The organism is Nocardioides pini, assembly GCF_026712185.1.
In the GTDB taxonomy this organism is placed as follows: domain Bacteria; phylum Actinomycetota; class Actinomycetes; order Propionibacteriales; family Nocardioidaceae; genus Nocardioides; species Nocardioides pini.
In genome coordinates this window covers 392,728-407,683 of record NZ_JAPPUX010000004.1, presented here as the reverse complement: position 1 = coordinate 407,683, position 14,956 = coordinate 392,728, and the positions used below count along the sequence as shown (strand labels likewise).

18 protein-coding genes are annotated in these 14,956 nt (G+C 72.2%); 17 read left to right on the top strand and 1 reads right to left on the bottom strand.

Features of this window, described 5'->3' with window-relative positions; genetic code table 11:
* The first annotated feature begins 56 nt into the window (after nucleotides 1-56).
* The 15 genes from NYO98_RS15340 (at nucleotide 57) to NYO98_RS15270 (ending at nucleotide 11,826) form a co-directional block, all read left to right on the top strand.
* Nucleotides 57-716, top strand: coding sequence for a GNAT family N-acetyltransferase (locus tag NYO98_RS15340; protein WP_268112609.1), 660 nt, complete (start codon nucleotides 57-59; stop codon nucleotides 714-716).
* Between the two features lie 73 nt (nucleotides 717-789).
* On the top strand, nucleotides 790-1,281 hold the full coding sequence (locus NYO98_RS15335; protein ID WP_268112608.1) for an RNA polymerase sigma factor: 492 nt from the start codon (nucleotides 790-792) through the stop codon (nucleotides 1,279-1,281).
* The gene (locus tag NYO98_RS15330; protein WP_268112607.1) at nucleotides 1,271-2,047 is read left to right on the top strand and encodes a hypothetical protein; all 777 of its coding nucleotides are present in this window, start codon (nucleotides 1,271-1,273) and stop codon (nucleotides 2,045-2,047) included. The genes NYO98_RS15335 and NYO98_RS15330 overlap by 11 nt, the downstream gene beginning before the upstream one ends.
* 185 nt (nucleotides 2,048-2,232) lie before the next feature.
* Nucleotides 2,233-2,778 carry a 30S ribosomal protein S16 gene (gene rpsP / locus NYO98_RS15325; RefSeq protein ID WP_268112606.1) on the top strand — a complete coding sequence of 182 codons (546 nt, stop codon included), beginning with the start codon at nucleotides 2,233-2,235 and terminating at the stop codon, nucleotides 2,776-2,778.
* A 2-nt stretch (nucleotides 2,779-2,780) separates the two neighbouring features.
* On the top strand, nucleotides 2,781-3,023 hold the full coding sequence (locus tag NYO98_RS15320; RefSeq protein WP_268112605.1) for an RNA-binding protein: 243 nt from the start codon (nucleotides 2,781-2,783) through the stop codon (nucleotides 3,021-3,023).
* Between the two features lie 185 nt (nucleotides 3,024-3,208).
* Nucleotides 3,209-3,817, top strand: a complete 609-nt coding sequence (gene rimM, locus NYO98_RS15315; protein WP_268112604.1) for a ribosome maturation factor RimM — start codon at nucleotides 3,209-3,211, stop codon at nucleotides 3,815-3,817.
* Entirely contained in the window at nucleotides 3,814-4,992 is a 1,179-nt protein-coding gene (gene trmD / locus NYO98_RS15310) for a tRNA (guanosine(37)-N1)-methyltransferase TrmD (protein WP_268112603.1), read from the top strand. The genes rimM and trmD overlap by 4 nt, the downstream gene beginning before the upstream one ends.
* 198 nt (nucleotides 4,993-5,190) lie before the next feature.
* Nucleotides 5,191-5,541 (top strand): 50S ribosomal protein L19, encoded by a 351-nt coding sequence (gene rplS / locus NYO98_RS15305; RefSeq protein WP_135840759.1) that lies wholly within the window; start codon nucleotides 5,191-5,193, stop codon nucleotides 5,539-5,541.
* A gap of 147 nt (nucleotides 5,542-5,688) precedes the next feature.
* Nucleotides 5,689-6,456 carry a signal peptidase I gene (gene lepB / locus NYO98_RS15300; protein WP_268112602.1) on the top strand — a complete coding sequence of 256 codons (768 nt, stop codon included), beginning with the start codon at nucleotides 5,689-5,691 and terminating at the stop codon, nucleotides 6,454-6,456.
* 41 nt (nucleotides 6,457-6,497) lie between these two features.
* The gene (locus tag NYO98_RS15295; RefSeq protein WP_268112601.1) at nucleotides 6,498-7,199 is read left to right on the top strand and encodes a ribonuclease HII; all 702 of its coding nucleotides are present in this window, start codon (nucleotides 6,498-6,500) and stop codon (nucleotides 7,197-7,199) included.
* Nucleotides 7,196-7,504, top strand: coding sequence for a DUF2469 domain-containing protein (locus tag NYO98_RS15290; RefSeq protein ID WP_211731276.1), 309 nt, complete (start codon nucleotides 7,196-7,198; stop codon nucleotides 7,502-7,504). Before NYO98_RS15295 ends, NYO98_RS15290 begins: the two co-directional genes overlap by 4 nt.
* 168 nt (nucleotides 7,505-7,672) lie before the next feature.
* A complete protein-coding gene (locus tag NYO98_RS15285) occupies nucleotides 7,673-8,074 on the top strand; it encodes a YraN family protein (RefSeq protein ID WP_268112600.1) in 402 nt (133 codons plus the stop codon).
* Nucleotides 8,074-9,675 (top strand): YifB family Mg chelatase-like AAA ATPase, encoded by a 1,602-nt coding sequence (locus tag NYO98_RS15280; RefSeq protein ID WP_268112599.1) that lies wholly within the window; start codon nucleotides 8,074-8,076, stop codon nucleotides 9,673-9,675. The genes NYO98_RS15285 and NYO98_RS15280 overlap by 1 nt, the downstream gene beginning before the upstream one ends.
* Entirely contained in the window at nucleotides 9,672-10,844 is a 1,173-nt protein-coding gene (gene dprA / locus NYO98_RS15275; RefSeq protein WP_268112598.1) for a DNA-processing protein DprA, read from the top strand. Before NYO98_RS15280 ends, dprA begins: the two co-directional genes overlap by 4 nt.
* 28 nt (nucleotides 10,845-10,872) lie before the next feature.
* Complete coding sequence (locus NYO98_RS15270; RefSeq protein WP_268112597.1) at nucleotides 10,873-11,826, top strand: tyrosine recombinase XerC; 954 nt, start codon at nucleotides 10,873-10,875, stop codon at nucleotides 11,824-11,826.
* A 123-nt stretch (nucleotides 11,827-11,949) separates the two neighbouring features.
* On the opposite strand, the gene NYO98_RS15265 is transcribed toward NYO98_RS15270, so the two are convergent.
* The gene (locus NYO98_RS15265; protein ID WP_268112596.1) at nucleotides 11,950-12,534 is read right to left on the bottom strand and encodes a M23 family metallopeptidase; all 585 of its coding nucleotides are present in this window, start codon (nucleotides 12,532-12,534) and stop codon (nucleotides 11,950-11,952) included.
* Nucleotides 12,535-12,955: 421 nt separating this feature from the next.
* Between NYO98_RS15265 and rpsB the strand changes: the two genes are divergently transcribed.
* A complete protein-coding gene (gene rpsB / locus NYO98_RS15260; RefSeq protein ID WP_268112595.1) occupies nucleotides 12,956-13,942 on the top strand; it encodes a 30S ribosomal protein S2 in 987 nt (328 codons plus the stop codon).
* Between the two features lie 118 nt (nucleotides 13,943-14,060).
* Nucleotides 14,061-14,873, top strand: coding sequence for a translation elongation factor Ts (gene tsf / locus NYO98_RS15255; protein WP_268112594.1), 813 nt, complete (start codon nucleotides 14,061-14,063; stop codon nucleotides 14,871-14,873).
* Nucleotides 14,874-14,956 lie beyond the last annotated feature (83 nt).

The window sequence follows — 14,956 nt, the reverse complement described above, 5'->3', positions numbered from 1 at the left end:
CGGGACCCTGACGAAAGCGATTTGGCTCGCGGCGGTGCAGGCGGTGGGATGGGAGCATGAGCACCCTCGTCGACCTGTTCCCGCCCTTCGGCCTGCACGTGAGGGCCGGCTCGCTCGAGATGCGTGGACTGACCGACGAGCTCATCCTCGAGCTGTGCGACCTCGCCGAGAAGGGGATCCACGACCCGGCTGAGATGCCGTTCTACTTCCCGTGGACGGCCGCCCCGGCAGGAGAGCTCGCCCGCAACACCGCGGCGTACCACTGGGGCAAGCGGTCGACGTTCTCACCGGACGACTTCTGCCTCGACCTCGCCGTCATCCTCGACGGCCGCGTGATCGGCGCCCAGGGGGTCGCGGCGAAGCACTTCCCGGTGACCCGGACGGGGGAGACCGGATCGTGGCTCGGACGCGAGTTCCAGGGCCGCGGGCTCGGCACCGCCATGCGGCGGGCGATGTGCGAGCTGCTCTTCGACCACCTCGGCTTCGAGGAGATCACCTCGGCGGCCTTCCTCGACAACCCGGCGTCGCTCGGCGTCTCGCGCAAGGTCGGCTACCGGCCGACAGCCGTGAGCCGGATCAAGCGCCGCGAGGGCGAGATGGCCCTCAACCAGGGCCTCGTGCTGACCCCCGAGACCTTCGTCCGGGACACGGAGCCGATCCGGGTCACCGGAGCCGAGGCGGTGCGCTCCTTCATCGGTCTCGACGCGGTGGCCTAGCCCGCGAGAAACTATCCGGGACGGGTCAACCGCCCGATCGCCTCGTGGCTGTGACCTGTCATGGAGGCGTTCCGTGCGAGCCGCTGAGCAGCGTGAGTACGACTGGTACTTCCGCGCGTCCTTCGGGCCGGTGTCCCGGACGGTGTTCCTGATGGTGCACGACCGCGAGCTGGCCGAGGACATCACCCAGGAGGCGCTCTACCGGATGCTGCGCCACTGGCGGACGGTGTCGGGCTACGAGCGCCCCGAGGCCTGGGTGCGCCGGGTCGCGATCCGCATCGCCGTGCGCGAGCTGCAGCGCCGCGCCGCCCGAGCGGACAAGGAGCGCCTGGCCCAGCCGGTGGCGTACGACGACCTGCCCGACCCCGACGTCGCCCGCGCCGTCGCGGAGCTGGCGCCGATGCAGCGCGCCGCCGTGGTGCTCTTCTACTGGGAGGACCGCCCCGTGCACGAGATCGCCGAGGTGCTCTCGGTGTCCGAGTCGACCGTCAAGCAGCACCTCTACAGGGCCCGGCACCGCTTGGCCACGCTGCTGGGAGAAGGAGTGAGCGACCATGCCCGTTGAGGACAGGCTCCGGCAGGGCCTCGAGGCCAACGCCACGTCCTTCTCGCCCCACGGTGAGTCGCGCCTCGCGCAGGTGCACCACCGGCGACGCCGTCGCACCGGGGCCGTGACGGCCTCGCTCGGCGTGGCCGCTGCCCTGCTCGCCGCGGTGGTGGTGCAGGCCGTCCCCGGCTGGTCGCCGAGGTCAACCCCGCCGGCCGCTGGCGACTGTTCTCCGGTGAGGGGGCACACCGCCCCGGAGGAGGACTCCATGGACAAGCGCACCATCGTCGCGGCCGCCACGGTCGCCGCCCTCGCCTCGGCCTGCGACCCCGCAGGTGGGACGAGCCGCAACCTCACGGGGGATCCGGAGCAGGGCTCCTCCTCGACCACCGTTCCGACGCTTCCCGAGCGCGGGGGCTGGGAGCGGGAGGTCACCGCGAAGCAGGGACGCGAGCTCGGGGTCCCGGCGCGCACCGTGCGCCGGCTGGCCGGCGACGACGGGGTGCTGGCGCTCGGCTTCAAGCTCCAGCAGGGCACCTTCACGATCTGGACCAACGACGACGCCGGGCGACCGACGGCCTGGGACTACGGCGGCTACACCTTCGAGCGCGGGCACGGCCTGGAGCTCACGACCGTGTCGGACAGGTGCCCGAGCTGCACCACCACGCTCACCTGGCACACGATCGGGGGCGACGTCGTCTTCGACTCCGTCCACCGCACGAGGTACGACGCCCTCGCCGACTGGCTCTGGCAGGGGCGCTGGGACTACCAGGCCCCGAGCTGAACGATGCGGGTCCATCGCACCGGATTGGTCGCGCGTGGCCACCGTCTGGCAGAATCTTCCCTCGTGTCCTGCGCGCCCGGACCCTCTCATCCGAGCGACGCAGTGCCCTTCGAAGGACCAGCACCGGTGGCCCCACCTGGGAACGGTTCCTCACCCACGACAATTTCTGAGGAGACACCACAAACGTGGCCGTCAAGATTCGCTTGAAGCGCCTGGGCAAGATCCGGGTGCCGCAGTACCGCATCGTCGTCGTCGACTCCCGCAAGAAGCGCGACGGCAAGGTCCTCGAGGAGATCGGCAAGTACCACCCGAAGGAGGACCCGTCCTACATCGACGTCGTCTCCGACCGGGCGCAGTACTGGCTCGGCGTGGGCGCCCAGCCCTCCGAGGCCGTCGAGGCGATCCTCAAGGTCACCGGTGACTGGCAGAAGTTCAAGGGCCTCCCCGGTGCCGAGGGCACCCTGAAGGTCAAGGAGCCCAAGCGCTCCAAGCTCGACATCTTCAACGAGGCCCTCAAGGAGGTGTCCGCCGAGTCGAAGGGCTCCGCGACCACCACCAAGAAGAAGGCCGAGAAGAAGGCCGAGGAGCCGGCCGCCGAGAAGAAGGCCGAGGAGCCGGCCGCCGAGACGCCCGCCGAGGTCCCGGCCTCCGAGACGCCCGAGGGTGCTGCGGATGCCGCGGAGGCCACCGAGACGGTGACCGCCGAGGACGCCGGCAAGAGCGAGGCCTGATCGTGCTCGCCGAGGCACTCGAGCACCTGGTGCGCGGCATCGTCGACCACCCCGACGACGTCTCGGTCCGCGACAAGAAGATGCGTCGCGGCTCGATCCTCGAGGTCCGCGTGCACCCCGACGACCTCGGCAAGGTGATCGGACGCAACGGCCGCACCGCGACCGCCTTCCGCACCGTCGTGTCGGCCCTCGCCGGCCGCGGCGGTGCGCGGGTCGACTTCGTCGACACCGACCGGCGCCGCTGAGCCCAGCAACGCTCCACGACGGGCGTCACCCCACCGGGGTGGCGCCCGTCGCCGCATTTCGGGGGCGCGCGCCGCGAGGGTGGCGGCGGACGACATCGCTGCGGCCCTCCGACGTGTCGTCCGCCGCCACCTTGGGCGCTGAGTCGCTGGGAGACTCAGCGCCCAGCCCCTCTACGCTGGGCGGCGTGAGCGATGAGGAACGCGCCGACATCGAGGTCGTGGTCGGCCGGATCGGCAAGCCGCACGGCATCCGTGGCGAGGTCACCCTCGACGTACGCACCGACGAGCCGGAGCGGCGCTTCGCACCCGGTACGACGCTGCGAGCGGAGGCGCCGGCCGGCGCGGACCGCCGCCCCACCAGCCTGACGGTCGCCCGCGCCCGCTGGCACCAGAGCACGCTCCTGGTCACCTTCGAGGAGCTGGCCGACCGCAACGCCGCGGAGGCGGCGCGCGGCACCGTCCTGCACGCCACGATCGGCCACGACGAGACGCCCGAGGACCCCGAGGAGTTCTACGACCACCAGCTCGTCGGCCTCGACGTGGTCGACACCGACGGCTCGCACCTCGGCACCGTGAAGGCGCTGGTCCACGGCTCCGCCCAGGACCTGCTGACGGTCCGCACCCCCGACGGTCGTGACGCCCTGGTGCCGTTCGTGTCCGCGCTCGTGCCCGAGGTGGACCTCACGGCCGGCCGCATCGTGGTCGCCGACCGCCCCGGCCTGGTGTCGCCGTTCCCCGACGACGCCGGCGACGCCGACGACGCCGACGACGCCGCCGGCGAGGCGCGACCGTGAGGATCGACGTCGTCACGATCTTCCCCGACTACCTCGCGCCCCTCGGGCTGAGCCTGCCCGGCAAGGCGCGCGACAAGGGGCTGCTCGACCTCGAGGTGCACGACCTGCGCCGGTGGACGAGCGACCGGCACCGGACCGTCGACGACACGCCGTACGGCGGTGGCGCCGGCATGGTCATGAAGCCGGAGCCCTGGGGCCAGGCGCTCGAGGCGGTGGCCCGGGGGGCCACGATCGTCTTCACCACCCCCAGCGGCGAGCCCTTCACGCAGGCCCTCGCCCACGAGCTGAGCGAGCAGGAGCACCTCGTCTTCGCCTGCGGGCGCTACGAGGGCATCGACCAGCGGGTCATCGAGCACGCCGCCACGCTCGGAACGGTGCGGGAGGTGTCGCTGGGCGACTACGTCCTCAACGGTGGCGAGGTGGCCGCGATGGCCATCACCGAGTCGGTCGTGCGGCTGCTGCCCGGGTTCATGGGCAACGCCGAGTCGCTCGTCGAGGAGTCGCACGCCGACGGGCTGCTCGAGTACCCCGTCTACACCAAGCCGGCCTCGTGGAAGGGCCGCGACGTGCCCGAGGTGCTGCTGTCGGGCGACCACGCGCGGATCGCCGCCTGGCGTCGCGCGCAGGCCGAGCGCCGCACGGCCGCGCGCCGTCCCGACCTGCTGCCGCCGACCGGGGTCGTCGGCGCCCTCGCCGACCTCGACGTACGCCCTGCTGTCCCCGCCGACGCCGGCGAGCTCTACACGCTGCAGCGCGCCTGCTGGCTGCAGGAGCTGGAGGCCAACCCCGGGGTGGACATCCCGGCGCTGCGCGAGTCGCTCGACGACGTGCGCCGCGGGCTGGGGGAGTGGACCGTGCGGGTCGCCCGTGAGCCGTCGTCCGGGCGCCTCGTGGGAGCCGTCCGCGGACGTCTCGACCGGCACGGCGAGTGGGACATCGGCCGGATCATGGTCGCCCCGGACCTGCAGGGCCGCGGCCTCGGCCGGGCGCTCCTGGAGCTGGTCGAGGACCTCGCACCCGCGGGCGTCACGACGTACGTCCTGTTCACCGGCGCCGGGTCCTCGGACAACCAGCGGATGTACAAGAAGGCAGGGTTCCGGTTGCGGCCAGACCGGCCGGCGCCGCCCGGTGCCGTCGTGATGACCAAGCGGGCCCGTCGTCGGATTTCACGCTGACGGCACGCTCTGGCAGACTTCACCCTTGGTCCGCTCGAGGCCAGGGTCGCCCGGATGCATCAGTCGATGCACCGCGCCGGGGTCCCGCCGCACCGCACCTGCCACAGGGGGCGCGCACGGCCGGCCGCACCGAGCACCAGCCAAGTCCATCACCACCACCACCGCGGCTGACCTGTGGCACTCGCGAGGAGCAACGTCATGACCAACGTCATCGCCGACCTCGGCACCGCTATCAAGCGTGACGACGTCCCGGACTTCCGCGCCGGCGACACCGTCAAGGTCCACGTCAAGGTCATCGAGGGCAGCCGCTCGCGTGTCCAGGTCTTCCAGGGCGTCGTGATCCGCGTCCACGGCTCGGGCATCGGCCGCACCTTCACCGTCCGCAAGGTCTCCTTCGGCGTCGGCGTCGAGCGCACCTTCCCGGTGAACTCCCCGATCTTCGAGAAGATCGAGGTCGTGACCCGCGGTGACGTGCGTCGCGCCAAGCTCTACTACCTGCGCAACCTGCGCGGCAAGGCCGCCAAGATCAAGGAGCGCCGCGAGGCGTGATCCGTCGCACCGCGCCGTGAGGCGTGCGTTCGACCAGGGACTGGTTAGTCTCTGCGGGTGACTTCAGATGGCCGCGGTTCCTCGTCCCTCTCAGCGGGTGAGGAACCGCGGTCGTCGCGTCTTGAGCAGCAGTCGGAGGATGACGCGATGAGTGGTCGCACCACGAAGGAGCCGGGGCAGAAGACCGGCCGGAGCAAGCGCAAGCAGCTGCCGCTGTGGCAGGAGACGATCCTGCTGCTGGGCGTCGCGCTGGTGCTCGCGATCGTCATCAAGACGTTCTTCGTGCAGGCCTTCTACATCCCCTCCGAGTCCATGGAGCCGGGGCTGATCCTCAACGACCGGATCCTCATCCAGAAGGTCTCCTACTGGGGCGACGGCGAGCCGGAGCGCGGTGACGTCGTGGTCTTCAAGGACCCGGGTGGCTGGCTGCCGCCGATCGACTCCGCCGGCCCCACCAACCCCGTGGCGAAGGCGATGGCCAAGATCGGGCTCTACCCGACCGGCGGCCACCTCGTGAAGCGCGTGATCGGCGTCGCCGGCGACACCATCGAGTGCTGCGACGACAAGGGCCGCCTCCTCGTCAACGGACACCCGCTCGACGAGTCCGACTACGTCAAGCGCGGCGGCGCGACCTGCAACGGTCCGATGCCCACCAACGGCGCCTGCGACGAGAAGTGGTCCGTCGGCCCGATCCCCGGCGGCCACATCTTCGTGATGGGCGACAACCGCTCGCGCTCCGCCGACAGCTCGCAGAAGATGTGCCAGTCCGACGAGACCGAGTGCGTCCCGGGTGATGAGTTCGTCCCCGTCGACCTGGTCGTCGGCAAGGTCTTCGTCCTCCTGTGGCCCGCCGACCGCTTCCGCTGGAACACCCGTCCGGCCACGTTCGAGGACGTGCCGGCCCCGTCCTCGTGACCGTGTCCACCGAGCTGCCGCCCCAGCCTCTCCCGGGAGGCATGACCGTACGTCGCGACGCCGGGATCTACGGCTACGAGCGGGCCCTGCGCCGCGCCGGGCTGGACCCGATCGCGGGCGTCGACGAGGCCGGCCGGGGTGCGTGCGCCGGGCCGTTGGTCGCGGGCGCAGTGATCCTCCCGCCGGGCAAGGCGGGCATCGTGCCGGGGCTGGCCGACAGCAAGCTCCTCACCGAGGCGGCGCGCGAGCGCGTCTACGCCCAGGTCGTGCGCCGGGCGCTGGCGTGGTCGGTCGTGGTCATCGACAACGAGGAGTGCGACCGGCTCGGCATGCACGTCGCCAACGTCGAGGCGCTGCGGCGCGCGGTCGCCCGCCTCGGGACGCGTCCGTCGTACGTCCTCACCGACGGGTTCCCCGTCGACGGCCTCGGCGTCCCCGGGCTCGCGGTCTGGAAGGGCGACCGGGTCGCTGCCTGCATCGCCGCCGCCTCGGTCGTCGCGAAGGTGACCCGCGACCGGCTGATGGTGGGCCTGCACGACGAGTGGCCCGACTACGACTTCCGCACCCACAAGGGCTACATCACCGCCGACCACGAGGCGGCGCTCGCGCAGCACGGCCCGTGCCCGGCCCACCGGATGCGGTTCGTCAACGTGCGTCGCGCGGCGGGTCTCGAGCCGGTCGTCGGCCAGGAGGTGGCTAGTCTCGGCCCTGGGCCGGGCAGCACCACGGAGGAGGACGGATGAGCGCCGAGGATCTCGAGAAGTACGAGACCGAGATGGAGCTCACCCTCTATCGCGAGTACCGCGACGTGGTGGGCATCTTCAAGTACGTCGTGGAGACCGACCGCCGCTTCTACCTCTGCAACCAGGTCGACGTGAAGGCCCGCTCGGAGAGCGGTGACGTCTTCTTCGAGGTCTCGATGAGCGACGCCTGGGTCTGGGACATGTACCGGCCCGCCCGCTTCGCCAAGAACGTGAAGGTGCTGACGTTCAAGGACGTCAACGTCGAGGAGCTCGCGCCGCAGGACATCGACCCGCCCAAGGACTGACCCCGCGGCGGTTGCCCCGCCGGTGGGGAGACGCTGAGCTGGCCACCAACCGTCCACAGGTGACACCCACCGGACGTTCTCCACAGGCCGGCGGTCGCGCAGTCGATGGACGTCGGAGCGCCGCGGTGTGCTGGTTCCTCCCGAACCTGCCCACCGGAAGGCGCCCCCATGGCCCGACGAGCTGCCGCTTCACCGTTCGCCCTCGACCCAGCAGCCGAGCACCGCCGCCGGCTGGGCGAGCGGGGCGAGGCGATCGCCGCGCGTCACCTGACGCGGCTCGGACTGGTCCTCGTCGACCGCAACTGGCGGTGCGACGCGGGCGAGATCGACCTGGTCCTGCGCGACGGCAACGTCCTGGTGATCTGCGAGGTCAAGACCCGGACGTCGACCGACTACGGCGACCCGCTGGAGGCGATCGACCAGCGCAAGGCCGACCGGCTGCGGCGGCTCGGGGCGAGGTGGCTGCTCGCGCACGACTGCCACCCCGACGACGTCCGCATCGACCTGGTGGGCGTCCTGGCACCACGGGGCCGCCCGGTCGAGGTCGAGCACGTCGTGGGGGTCGGCTGATGGCCTTCGCGACCGCTCGCTCGCTGGCGCTCAAGGGCGCCGACGGCCACGTCATCGACGTCCAGGTCGACGTCTCCCCGGGTCTGGTCAACACCACGATCGTCGGGCGGGTGGACAAGACCCTGTCCGAGGCGCGCGACCGGGTGCGGATGGCGATCAACAACGACTGCGGCCGGTGGCCGGCCACCAAGCGGGTCACGATCCTGCTCGCCCCGGCCGACCTCCCCAAGAGCGGCACCCACTACGACCTCGCGATCGCGATGGCGGTCATGGCCGCCGACAAGAAGCACGAGGAGCTCACGCCCGACTTGCTGGAGGGGTGGGCGTTCATCGGCGAGCTCTCCGTCGCCGGTGCCCTGCGCCCGGTGCCCGGGGTGCTGCCGATGGTGATCGCTGCCGCCGCCCACGGGATCACGCGCGTCTTCGTGCCCGAGCCGCAGGCGGGTGAGGCCGGACTCGTGCCGGGAATGACGGTCTTCGGCGTCCGGTCGTTGGCGCAGGTGTCGGCCGTGCTGCGTGGCGCAGAGGTTCCCGAGGCCGAGCCCGTGGTGGGGCCGTCGTCCAGCCCCCTGGCCACGTGGCGCGGCGAGGACCGCCTCGCGGACCTCGACCTCCGCGACCTCGACGGGCTCGAGGACGTCCGCTACGCCGTCGAGGTCGCCGCGGCCGGCGGTCACCCCACGATGCTGATCGGCCCCCGAGGCACCGGCAAGACGTCGATCGCCGAGCGCATCCCGACGATCCTGCCCGACCTGACGACCGAGCAGGCGCTCGAGGTGACGGCGCTGCACTCGGTCGCGGGCGTCCTCCCGCAGGGGAGCGGGCTGGTGCGCCGTCCGCCGTGGTTCGCGCCCCACCACTCGGCCACCGCCGCGAGCGTCCTGGGAGGCGGCACCGGCCGGGTGCGGCCGGGGCAGGTCAGCCTCGCGCACCACGGCGTGCTCTTCCTCGACGAGTTCCCGCACTTCCGTGCCGATGTCGTCGAGGCGATGCGTCAGCCCCTCGAGTCCGGGGAGGTGACGATCGCCCGCGGCGAGGAGTCGGCCACCTACCCGGCGCGTTCGCTGGTGGTCCTCGCCGCCAACCCGTGCCCCTGCGGCAACTTCCACGGACTCTCCAGCAGCAGCTGTGAGTGCAGCGAGGTGCAGCGCTCCCACTACCGCCGCAAGCTCACCGGTCCGATCCTCGACCGGGTCGACATCTGGATGGACGTACGACCCCAGCGCCGGCGGAGCGAGTCGTCCTTCCGGCCGGAGCCGGAGTCGTCCGCTGACGTGCGGGCCCGGGTGGTCGAGGCCAGGCAGCGCCAGGCCCGCCGCTACCGCGACTGCTCCTGGCTGCTGAACGCCTCGTGTCCCGGCCCCGCCCTGGTGGAGAGGTGGCCGTTGGAGCCCGGCGCCCAGCGCCTGGTCGACAAGGAGCTGTCCGACGGGAGGCTCACCCGGCGCGGGCTGACCCGCGTCCAGCGCCTGGCCTGGACGGTGGCCGACTGTGCGGGCGTGGCGAGGCCGGGTGAGCGCGAGGCCGAGATCGCGCTGACGCTGCGGTCCGACGACAGTGCGCGCTCGCTGCCGGCACGCGTCGTCGGGGTGGCGTCATGAGTGAGGCACACCAGGCGGGGGCGCCGGCCGTGGAGCCGGTGAGTCGCGTGCCGGAGGCCGAGCGCCTCGCCCGGGTGAGCCTGAGCTGTGCAGTGGAACCCGGTGACGGCACCACGTCCTCACTCGTCCGGCAGATGGGTGCGGAGCGCGCGCTGGAGAAGGCGCGGTCAGCGGGGGAGGGCGAGCCCGGTGAGATGCTGGCTCTGCGGCTGGCCGAGGTCGACGCGGCCCGCCAGCTCGACCAGGCCGCGCGGTGCGGCATCCGGTTCCTCGTCCCGGGCGACCCCGAGTGGCCCACCGGCCTCGACCAGCTCGACGACGCCATCACCCTCGAGGGGTTCGGGGGCATGCCTCCGGGCCTCTGGGTGAAGGGTCCGATGCCGCTCACCGAGCTCGCCACGTCGGTCGCCGTGGTCGGCTCGCGAGCCGCCTCGGTCTACGGCGTGGAGATGACCCGCGCGGTCTGCGCGCACCTCGCGCTCTCCGGGGTGCCCGTGGTCTCGGGCGGGGCGCTCGGCATCGACTTCGAGGCGCACGACGCAACGCTGACCGCCGACGGCGTCACGGCCGCGGTCCTGGCCTGCGGGGTGGACCGGGTCTACCCCGCGCAGAACCGGCTCCTGCTCCAGCACCTCGCCGCCGAGTTCGCCGTCGTGTCCGAGCAGCCGCCCGGGTCGGCGCCGACGCGGCCGCGGTTCCTGGCCCGCAACCGGCTGATCGCCGCCATGACCAGCGGCACAGTGGTGGTCGAGGCGGCCCTGCGAAGCGGCGCCCTCAACACCGCCGGGTGGGCCGAGAGCCTGAACCGCCACGTGATGTGCGTGCCCGGGCCGGTCACCAGCTACACCTCCCGGGGAGTCAACAACTTCCTCCGCGAGGGCCGCGGCACCGTCGTCACCCACGGCGCCGAGGTGCTCGAGCTGATCGGTGCCGCGGGGGAGCACCTGCTCGACCCACCGCGGGGAGACACGCGTCCGCGCGACGCGCTGACCCGGACCGAGCGGAGCGTCGTGGAGTGGGTGCCGGTCAGCGAGCCGGCGCCGGTCGAGTCGATCTCACGCCTCTGCGGGCTCTCCCTCCGCACCACCGAGGGCGCGCTGCGCCGGCTGAGGTCCAAACGGCTCGTCCAGCTCGGCGATGACGGGTGGCGGCTCGTGCCTGACGCGTGAGGCGCCTCCGCCCGCCTACGCTGCGGGGGTGAGCAAGCCTGAGGCGTCCCACCAGGACGAGCGGGAGGGGCTTCCCGAGTCCTTCGTCCGCCTCCTCGGTGACTACGAGCGCCACCTCGTCTCCGAGCGCGACCTCACCCCGCACACCGTGCGCGCCTACCTCGGCGACGTCTCCGGGCTGCTCGACCACTGCCAGCGCCTCGGCATCCACGACGTGACGGACCTCGACCTGCGGACGCTGCGCAGCTGGCTGGCACGGCTGCAGACCACGGGTCGCAGCCGAACGACGATCGCGCGCCGGGCCACGGCCGCGCGCGTCTTCACCGCCTGGTTGCACCGGACCGGTCGGCTGCCCACCGACCCGGGTGCCGCCCTCGGCTCGCCCAAGAAGCACAAGACCCTCCCGCCCGTGCTGCGAGCCGACGAGGCCGAGGCACTCATCCGGTCCGCCGCCGACCTCGCCGACGACGGCACGCCGGTGGGGGTCCGCGACGTCGCGATGCTGGAGCTGCTCTACGCGACCGGCATCCGCGTCGGCGAGCTCGTCGGCCTCGACATCGACGACGTCGACGACGAGCGCCGGGTCGTCCGGGTCCTCGGCAAGGGCCGCAAGGAACGTTCCGTGCCCTACGGCACGCCGGCGAGCCGGGCGATCGACCGCTGGCTGGGCGCCGGCCGGCCACACCTGCGCGTCGAGGGCTCCGGTCCGGCGCTGTTCCTGGGGGTGCGCGGACGGCGGATCGACCAGCGGGCGGTCCGCGACCTCGTGCACCGACGCATCGCCGACGTACCGGGTGCCCCCGACATCGGGCCGCACGGTCTCCGCCACACCGCTGCGACCCACTTGCTCGAGGGCGGCGCCGACCTCCGGTCGGTGCAGGAGCTGCTCGGCCACGCCTCGCTCGCCACGACCCAGCTCTACACCCACGTCACGACCGACCGGCTGCGTCGGGCGTACCAGCAGGCCCACCCCCGCGCCTGACCGGGCAGGCACCACGGGTCGCCCCGACTGCGTCATACGAAGGGGCACCTATAGGCAGCTCTTCGTATGACGCAACGGTCACGGGGGCTGCAGCGGGACCGGGGAGGCAGGCGCGAGCGCGGGTCAGGCGACCCAGTCCACCGGTCGCCGCCAGCGCGACAGCGGCGGGCTCCAGGGCAGCCGGAGCGTGACCGGGTCGTCGCGCCACAGCGGCAGCAGCCGCACCGGGCCGCCGCCGACGAGGGAGAGCGGGTCGAGGTAGGTCCGGGCGTCGCCCTCGCCGTCGACGAGGCCCCAGTGCAGGCAGGCCGCGGGGAAGCAGTGGCTGTCGGCGACCACCAGGTGCCCGAGCACGTCGCCGGCGGCCACCGCTTGGCCGCGCTCGACGGAGGCGACGACCGGCTCGTAGGTCGTACGTCGACCGCCGTGCAGCACGGTGACGACCGGCTTGCCGCCGATCGAGCCGGCGAACCCGACGGTCCCCGACAGCGCCGCGCGCACCGATTGGCCGGGGGAGCCGGCGAGGTCGACGCCCCGGTGGCCGGCTGCGTAGGGGTTCGGTGGCGGCTCGAAGTGACGGACGACGTCCGGCTCGGGGTCCAGCGGCCAGACGCCCTCGGGCTCGTCGGGGGCCGCCCCGGCCGGGGCACGGACCCCCAGCAGGACCGTCAGGAGCACGGCCAGCATCACGGTCGGGAGCAGTCGCATCCGGCGACCCTCGCACCGGAGCTTCCGACCCGCGACCCGCGCCGACCGGGCCTGTGGATGACGACCCCTCGACGCCCGCTGTGGACGGCTCCGGGACGATCGATCCACGCTCGGGCCGAGCGTGCACAGCGATTCGCGCTCTTGTGAATCCGTGACCTACGATGTGCGGAGCAGTCCACCCGGACTGACTTCGCACGCTCGCCGACCGTGCCCGGGACGCTCCTTGGTCCCGGACCACCCGCGGGCGTCGGTCCTCAGTTCCCACCAGCCCCACCGGTGCGGATCGGACCGGCGTGTGAGCGTCAGGGCTCCCGGCTCCCGCCGGGCGCAGCAACTGAAAACAACAGGAGACCGCTCCCCGGTCCGACCTGCCACAAGGTCGGGCGCATCGGTGAGTGCCTCCGTCACCACAGGAGAACCCATGGCAGTCGTCACCATGCGCCAGCTGCTCGAGAGCGGCGTCCACTTCGGTCACCAGACCCGTCGCTGGAACCCCAAGATGAAGCGCTTCATCATGACCGAGCGCAACGGCATCTACATCATCGACCTGCAGCAGTCGCTCGCCTACATCGACCGCTCGTACGCCTTCGTCAAGGAGACCGTCGCCAAGGGCGGCGTCATCATGTTCGTCGGCACCAAGAAGCAGGCCCAGGAGGCCATCGCCGAGCAGGCGACGCGCGTCGGGATGCCCTACGTCAACCAGCGCTGGCTGGGCGGCATGCTCACCAACTTCTCGACCGTGCACCAGCGGATCAACCGCCTCAAGGAGCTCGACGAGGTCGACTTCGACAACGTCGCCGGCTCGGGTCGCACCAAGAAGGAGCTCCTGCAGATGAAGCGGGAGCGCGACAAGCTCGACAAGACCCTCGGCGGCATCCGCGAGATGTCCAAGGTCCCCTCCGCGGTGTGGATCGTCGACACCAACAAGGAGCACCTGGCCGTCGAGGAGGCGCGCAAGCTGCGGATCCCGATCATCGGCATCCTCGACTCCAACTGCGACCCCGACGTGGTCGACTTCCCGATCCCGGGCAACGACGACGCCATCCGCGCGGTCGGCCTGCTGACCCGCGTGGTCGCCGACGCCGTCGCCGAGGGCCTCATCGCCCGCTCCGGTGCCAAGCCCGCCGACGCCGACGAGACCGTCGGTGCCGAGGAGCCCCTCGCCGAGTGGGAGCGCGAGCTCCTCCAGGGTGACGCCGAGAAGGCCGCCACGGCCGCCACCGGCGACGCCGCTGCCGAGACCCCGGCGTCCGAGGCCACCGGTGCCGCGTCCGAGGCCCCCCAGGCCGACGCCGCCGCCGAGGCCGCCACCGAGGCGCCCGCCGAGACCGAGGCCGCCACCGAGGCGCCCGCCGAGACCGAGGCCGCCGCCACCGAGGCGCCCGCCGAGGCCGACAAGAAGGACTGAGCAGGTCACGCCGGCCGCGGGCTCACGTCCGCGGCCGGCGCCCCGCGTCGTCCCGCCCACCGCAGGGCCGGCCCGATCCGGCCCGCGAACCTCCCCCTGGACCAAAGGAAGAAGGACCATGGCCAACTTCACCGCCGCCGACGTCAAGAAGCTCCGTGAGCTGACCCAGGCCGGGATGATGGACTGCAAGAAGGCGCTGACCGAGACGGACGGCGACTTCGACAAGGCCGTCGAGCTGCTCCGCGTCAAGGGCGCCGCCAAGGCCGCCGCCCGCGGTGCCGAGCGCGAGACCGCCGCAGGCCTCGTCGCCACCTCCGGCAACGCCCTCGTCGAGCTCAAGAGCGAGACCGACTTCGTCGCGAAGAACGAGGAGTTCATCGCCAAGGCGCAGCAGATCGCCGACGTCGCCGACTCCGTCAAGGCCACCGACACCGAGGCCCTCAAGGCCGCCGAGCTCGACGGCAAGACCGTCGGTGAGGTCGTCGAGGACCTCGCCATCACCATCGGCGAGAAGATCGAGCTGGGCGACGTCGCCTACTTCGACGGCACCACCGTCACCTACATGCACAAGCGTGCCGCCGACCTCCCGCCCGCCGTCGGCGTGCTCGTGGAGTTCGAGGGTGACGAGACCGCCGCCCGCGCCGCCGCGATGCAGATCGCCGCGATGAAGGCCCAGTACCTCACCCGTGACGAGGTCCCCGCCGACGTCGTGGAGTCCGAGCGCTCCATCGCCGAGCAGAAGACCCGCGAGGAGGGCAAGCCCGAGCAGGCGATCGCCAAGATCGTCGAGGGTCGCCTCGGTGGCTTCTTCAAGGAGATCGTCCTGCTCGAGCAGGAGTCGGTCACCGAGTCCAAGAAGTCGGTCAAGGCCGTCCTGGACGAGGCCGGCACCACCGTGAAGCGGTTCGCCCGCTTCGAGGTCGGCGCCTGAGCCACGCCTCACCGATCACCGACGAGGGGTCGTACGCCGTCCGGCGTACGACCCCTCGTCGCGTCGTCCGCCTCCGGTTCGAC